The sequence below is a fragment of the Hydrogenophilus islandicus genome, assembly GCF_054657095.1.
The window spans coordinates 1-5,754 of record NZ_BAAHXE010000052.1 but is presented as its reverse complement, the minus strand read 5'-3'; the positions used below and the strand labels follow the sequence as shown (position 1 = coordinate 5,754).

The 5,754-nt window shown below is 62.5% G+C and carries 7 protein-coding genes; 5 read left to right on the top strand and 2 right to left on the bottom strand.

What is annotated here, in order from left to right:
• Positions 1 to 69: 69 nt before the first annotated feature.
• Entirely contained in the window at positions 70 to 306 is a 237-nt protein-coding gene (locus ACYQ6T_RS10435; RefSeq protein ID WP_487247280.1) for a CppA family protein, read from the top strand.
• A gap of 83 nt (positions 307 to 389) precedes the next feature.
• On the opposite strand, the gene ACYQ6T_RS10430 is transcribed toward ACYQ6T_RS10435, so the two are convergent.
• Positions 390 to 698, bottom strand: coding sequence for a hypothetical protein (locus ACYQ6T_RS10430; protein WP_459830595.1), 309 nt, complete (start codon positions 696 to 698; stop codon positions 390 to 392).
• A 23-nt stretch (positions 699 to 721) separates the two neighbouring features.
• On the bottom strand, positions 722 to 1,624 hold the full coding sequence (locus ACYQ6T_RS10425; RefSeq protein WP_459830593.1) for a tyrosine-type recombinase/integrase: 903 nt from the start codon (positions 1,622 to 1,624) through the stop codon (positions 722 to 724).
• A gap of 1,669 nt (positions 1,625 to 3,293) precedes the next feature.
• On the opposite strand from ACYQ6T_RS10425, the gene ACYQ6T_RS10420 reads away from it, so the two are divergent.
• The 4 genes from ACYQ6T_RS10420 to ACYQ6T_RS10405 all read left to right on the top strand — a co-directional run bounded on the left by ACYQ6T_RS10420 (position 3,294) and on the right by ACYQ6T_RS10405 (position 5,661).
• Complete coding sequence (locus tag ACYQ6T_RS10420) at positions 3,294 to 3,566, top strand: BrnT family toxin (RefSeq protein ID WP_459830591.1); 273 nt, start codon at positions 3,294 to 3,296, stop codon at positions 3,564 to 3,566.
• On the top strand, positions 3,526 to 3,804 hold the full coding sequence (locus ACYQ6T_RS10415) for a BrnA antitoxin family protein (RefSeq protein ID WP_459830589.1): 279 nt from the start codon (positions 3,526 to 3,528) through the stop codon (positions 3,802 to 3,804). Before ACYQ6T_RS10420 ends, ACYQ6T_RS10415 begins: the two co-directional genes overlap by 41 nt.
• A 107-nt stretch (positions 3,805 to 3,911) precedes the next feature.
• Complete coding sequence (locus ACYQ6T_RS10410; protein ID WP_459830587.1) at positions 3,912 to 4,472, top strand: recombinase family protein; 561 nt, start codon at positions 3,912 to 3,914, stop codon at positions 4,470 to 4,472.
• A gap of 199 nt (positions 4,473 to 4,671) precedes the next feature.
• Complete coding sequence (locus ACYQ6T_RS10405; protein ID WP_459830584.1) at positions 4,672 to 5,661, top strand: replication initiation protein; 990 nt, start codon at positions 4,672 to 4,674, stop codon at positions 5,659 to 5,661.
• Positions 5,662 to 5,754 lie beyond the last annotated feature (93 nt).

The window sequence follows — 5,754 nt, the reverse complement described above, 5'->3', positions numbered from 1 at the left end:
GAGCCGAGCACGGCAAGGGCAGGGGGGGCGCGGGGGGGATGACGGGAGGGTGAGGATCAGAAAGTGCTCATGGACGTAATCATCGAGAACGACCGCGACCGGCGCACGCTGGACTGGCTCATCGCAAAAGTGGGTGAGCAGGGGGTAAGGGACGCGATCGCGCGGATACCCGGCAAGCGCAGGCCCTACGTGAGCAACGTAGTGAAGGCGCTGGGGCTCAAAGTGCCGCCCGAGGTGGTCGACCCTCCGGTGCCGAGGGAAGAGGCCAGAAAGCGCCTAGCCGAAATCAGGAAGCTGATTCGATAGCGCTAAATCGCGCTACAGGCCGATTTTTGTGGTGGGCAAGTGTTTGATACCGACTCGCCGCAAAAATCGGCTCCAAGGCCGTTTTAGCGGCTCGCCGCTTCTCCCCCCTCCGGCGCACGGGGTGGCGGCACCTCGCCGGGGAGCTCCAACAGGGCCCATAGGTGGCGCAGGGCGTAGTAGTAGCTTTGCATGGTGGCGTAGGAGCGCCCAGCGGCCCTCAGGTGCCGCCAAAACCGGATCACAGTACGACCCCCTAGCTGCCCCCTATCCCGGACGCCAGAGGCCTCAGCAAAGGCCGCAAAGACCATCATGCGCTCGATCTGCTCGGCCCGCCCGCGCTTGCCCCCCTTGCGCGCCCACAAGCGCGTCGCCTCCTCTACTTGGTCAGACAATCTGTTACTGCGTAACTCCCGCATCATCGACCCCCGATGTACTCACTCACAACGTCAATGCGCCCGTGTCCCAATTCCGCCGAGATGATCTCGCGCGCCTCTCGGTCGGCGTCCCGATCCTCGATAGTGCCCCCAGCAACTGGCGCAGCCCATCCGGTTAGGGCCTCGTACCTTTCGCAGGCGTAGGCGGCCCGAAGGTCATGCAAACTGCCCCCGGTTTCCTCTTTGACGATCTCGCGCGCGTCGCGTAGCGTCCCTTCCCTCCATTCCTTCCAGCTCATTTCGGAGGGGATAAGGGAACTGTCGCGCCCCTGCGCCTCGGCAGCGTGGCGCAATGCCTCTAGCTGCCGTTCGCTGGTTATAGGCACTTCCCTTTCCCTGCCACCCTTGGTGCCCGCTTCGATGGTCACTGCTCCTCGCGCCTCAGCCTCGCGCAGCGCCGCGCGCGCGTCGATTAGGCTGGCTTCCTTGCTGCGCAAACCGAGCTCGCGCGCCAGTTCCACCACCGCCGCCGCGCGCTCGCCGACCTGCTCGCGCACCGCATCGAGCGCGCGCGAATAGGCCTCGCGGTCGAGGGCGGCGGGGGCCTCATCGCGCACGTGCGACCGCTCCGCAATGCCGCAGTCCCGCGTTGGGCTCACGCTTTCCCATTGGCCCCCGGTGGCAATGGACATAACCGAATTGACCGCCGACACCAAATTTTGGGCATACGAGGCCGAAAGCTCGCCGTTTTCGACCTTTTCCGCCAGCTCCTCGCCGTACCGCTGCACGTCCTCGCGGTCGATCTGTTCCATGCGGTTTATTCCCTGCTCTTTCGCCCAGTCGACAAACTGTTGCCAGCGATCCCCGACGGTGGCGGCGGTGGAGTAGGAAACTTCCCCGCGCGCAGCAGCGGCGTTTAGGGCGAATCGGCCAGCTTTGGCCATATCGCGCGAGCCCAATCCAAAATTTCTACTGCCCATTTTCCTTCCTGGTCAGGAAAACCCATGCCCGAGGCCATCGAGCCTCGGGCATGGGCTCTCCCATGCCGCACACACGACCGCCGCACCGAAGCTGATCCCGAGGTGCGCGCGAGCGCGCGCATATGGTGCGGCCTGTGTGCTCCCCTCGAGACCAGCTCGGTGCGGTGAGTGTTACGCACGCGATGCGCTCGCGGCAAGCGGAGGGGTGCCCAGTTTCTTGGTATCGCGCCTGGGGCAACGGCGCAAACAATCGCACTGTGGCAGTTTTCCGCGACCTCCCCGGGGGTGGTCAGGCCTAAGCGCGTCCTCAGCCGGTCAGCCTTGCGCTGCCGGGTGTACGCGCACCGGATCCTCAGTCGCTGTGCGACGCCATTTTTGCGCGCGCAAACGCGGCTTTTTCGCCGGTTTTGCGCTGTATTTGACAACCGGAAACCCCGCGCTGCACAAGGCAGTTCGGGCGTTTCCGCCGCGCCGGTCTCTGTGCTCCGCTGGCGCTTCGCACAGAGACCGGCGCGCCTACCGTTTTCGCCTCCGACAACCGTCCGGGGAACTTCAGCCGCTCTGAGCGGGCCTTCGGCCCGCCCGCGTCTGCGCGCTCGCTCACGCAACGCGCTTGACGCGGTGCGCGTTGTGCGCATCTCGCGTAGCTCAACCCTGGGTCTCGGGGGACACGTTCGACCGCAGCGGAAACACCGCGCGTAGCGGCGACCGCTTCTCGTGACTAAGCACCGGCACGCATCCGCGCACCGTGCTCATCGGTTGCACCACGCGTGCCCGAAAGCAGCGCCGTGGCGAGTGACACATTTACGCAGCTAGGTGACCTCCTTTCTTTCGTGAAAGGGGCACCACATCCCCGCAGGGACATAGCGCCCCCGCTGGGGTTTCACATTTCGGTAGAAGCAAAGCGCTTGCTTTGCTTCTGCCGTTCTCTTTACCGGTCTCGGGAATCCCTAACCGGCTCGCATTAGGCAGCGGGTAAAACCCGCGCCGTTCTCTTCTTAGGGCAAAAGCCCTTGACTTTCACTATCGGGCAAGGCCCGGCTTCTTCAATCGGCACTGAGCAGAGCTCGTACCGTATCTCTTCAATCGGCTACGGGTAAAACCCGCGCCGTTATCTCCTATAGGCACCCGGGAGTCACCCCGTGCCTCGGATCCGGTCATGCCGGATCAAACCGTTGCGCTGGTTTTCTAGACGCTTCGCTTACACCTAGGCGCTTACGCGCTAACGCGCCCAGCTAGCGCGGGGCAGAGCCCAAAAGTGCTTTCATTCTAGCTTTGCCCCTTGCCGCAGTCAAGAAGGGTTTTTCTTTCGCTGGCCCCCGCTTACGCGGTGGCCAGCAAAGCCGCGCTTCGCGCGAGTGGTGGTGTCAGCATCGTGCCCGCGCGCGGGTTCCCTCGCCGCCCCTCGCTTCGCTCGGAGACGCTCGCACCCCATTCCTCGGGCTTCGCCCGTGGACGGGTCCCCTGTCGCTCGGCTCGGCGCGTCGGTGACGCGCCCGCGCGTAGGGGCGGCGTACCGTGACTGACCGTTGTTTTGTTCGGCAAGAAAGGTGGTGGGGTTGGCACCGCGCGCTACGGTTACCGTCGGCGCGGCGGTGTGTCTTTACGATATTTTTGTTGCTACAATAAATGGGTGCAGATCGAATTCGACCCAGACAAACGAGAGAAAACGCTCAGAGAGCGTGGATTGGATTTTGCACAGGCCGGCGAGGTCTTTGCGGGAATGCACTTTACTCAGGTGGACCGCCGCATGGACTATGGCGAGGAGCGCTTCATTACTGTAGGCACTCTGCACGGTCGCACGGTTGTGGTGGTCTGGACGCCACGCGGCCAAAGTCGCCGCATCATCAGTATGAGGAAAGCCAATGCACGCGAACAAGCCCGCTACAAAGCCTACCTGGAATGATCCGGACGATGCCCCTGAATTGGGCGACGATTGGTTTGCTGAGGCCGATCTCTACCATGGCGACAAGCTCGTGCGCAGAGGACGGCCCAAGGCGGCAATTACCAAGGTCCATACGGGTATCCGCCTAGATGCGGATATTCTGGCGGCGTTCAAGGCACAGGGCCCTAGATGGCAGAGCCGCATAAATGCTGCCCTGCGCGAGTGGCTTGAGCAGCATACACAAAAACCGGCAAGCTAACCACCGTTTGCTGAACAATACAACTAGCCCGATCCGTTGGCGTTCTGTTAGGCCTTTTTCTGTCACAATTGGCGTCAAGGAATCAATGACCGGAAAAGGGGTGTTTCATGGGCGAGCGGATCGGGTACGCGAGGGTGTCGACTGATGATCAGAACCTCGATCTTCAGTTTGACGCCTTGCGCAAGGCAGGGGTGAAAGACGAGCACATCTACGCCGACACCGCGAGCGGAAAGAACGCCGACCGACCGCAGCTTGCAGCGTGCCTGAAGGCCTTACGTCCGGGCGATACCCTGGTGGTCTGGAAACTCGACCGCCTAGGACGCAGCCTGCCCGATCTTGTGCGGATCATTACCGACCTTGAGCAAAAGGGTGTTGCTTTCGAGAGCCTGACCGAGCGGATCGAGACAGGGAGCGCTGCCGGTAAGCTGGTTTTCCACGTCTTTGCGGCTCTTGCCGAATTCGAGCGTAATGTGATTCGAGAGCGCACCAAAGCGGGGCTCGCTGCGGCCAGGGCCCGTGGCCGGAAAGGTGGCCGGAGGCCGAAGCTCACGCCTGCGCAGGTGAGAGAGATTCGGGAACTGGTGGCTGCCCAGCAGTTGCCGATCAAGCGGATTGCCGAGCTCTACGGCGTGTCAAGGACCACCCTATACAAGGTCATTGAGCCCTAATACACTTCTGGAAGTTTACAAAGGTACCTAATATTGACAGAACATCTTTGGCATGCTAGAAAAGTAAAAGCCCCGGATTCATGGTCCGGGGCTTTTGGGATTCGGTGCGGAGCGGAGAGTCCGCACGCAGCTTGCTTACCAGTAGCTGCATTGTATCCGCTCCGCGCCGGAAATTCAAGACGTGCTCAGGAGAGGAGAAGTGCAGCTTGCGTCACCGGAACAGCTAGAGCTTGAGCTACTTGACCCCAACAAGTGGCCCCGCAGGCCGTATTGCAGCGACGACATCCGCCGCGGTACGGTGATCCGTAGCCTCCCGCAGGCCCTCAAGAAGCGCTACATCCAAGCCAATCCCCCCCACCTCAGAGTCTGGAGTATCCACGACTGCGACTACGAGGGGGCGGCCATCGCATGGGAGAGCGCCAATCTCCCGCCGCCAGCTTGGGTAGCAGTCAACAAAGCAAACGGCCACGCCCACCTCGTCTGGGGGCTCAGCGCCCCGGTTCTGGTCGACGGCCTGCACGCCCGCGAGGCCCCGATGCGCTACCTAGACGCCGTCGAAAGCATGATGCGCGAAAAGCTCCGCGCTGACCCTGGGTTCTCTGGACTGATTACCAAAAACCCCGCGCACCCCTATTGGCGGGTGCTCATTGGCCCACCGCAGGCCCGCGTAGGCTACGAGCTGCGCTACCTTGCCGAATTCCTGCCCGGGCTCGAAAAGTACGTCCCCCGCCGCCGTCGAGTTGAGGAGGTAGGCTTAGGGCGGAACATCACCCTGTTCGATTTCCTCCGCCATTGGGCCTACCGTCGGGTACGCGAGTACAAACGGCAAGGCGGATTGCAGGCGTGGAATGCCTGGCTCACGGCTTGCAATCTGCGAGCGTTGGAGCGCAACGGCGAGTTTCTGTATCCCCTCGATCCCCGCGAGGTGTGGTGGATCGCCAAGAGCGTCGCCAAGTGGACGTGGCGGCGTTTCAACATCGAGGAGTCGGATGCCCGCTTTAGCGCCTTGCAGGCCCACAGGGGGCGAAAGGGCGGCGTAGCGTCAGGAGAGTCCCGTAGAGCTGCTAGCGAAGACAAACGGGCCAGCGCCCGCTTGATGGCCGCGCAGGGCTATAGCATTGGCGCGATTGCCGCTGCCTTGGGCGTATCCAAGTCCACTGCTTGGGCTTGGGTGCAAAGCGTTCGGTGAAGCCATAATCAGGTAACAGCGGGTATTTATCCGGAAAAGGGGGCGAGGGCGAGCACGCCCGAGAGGCCCCAGCAGGGGCCGGCCCCGAAGCCC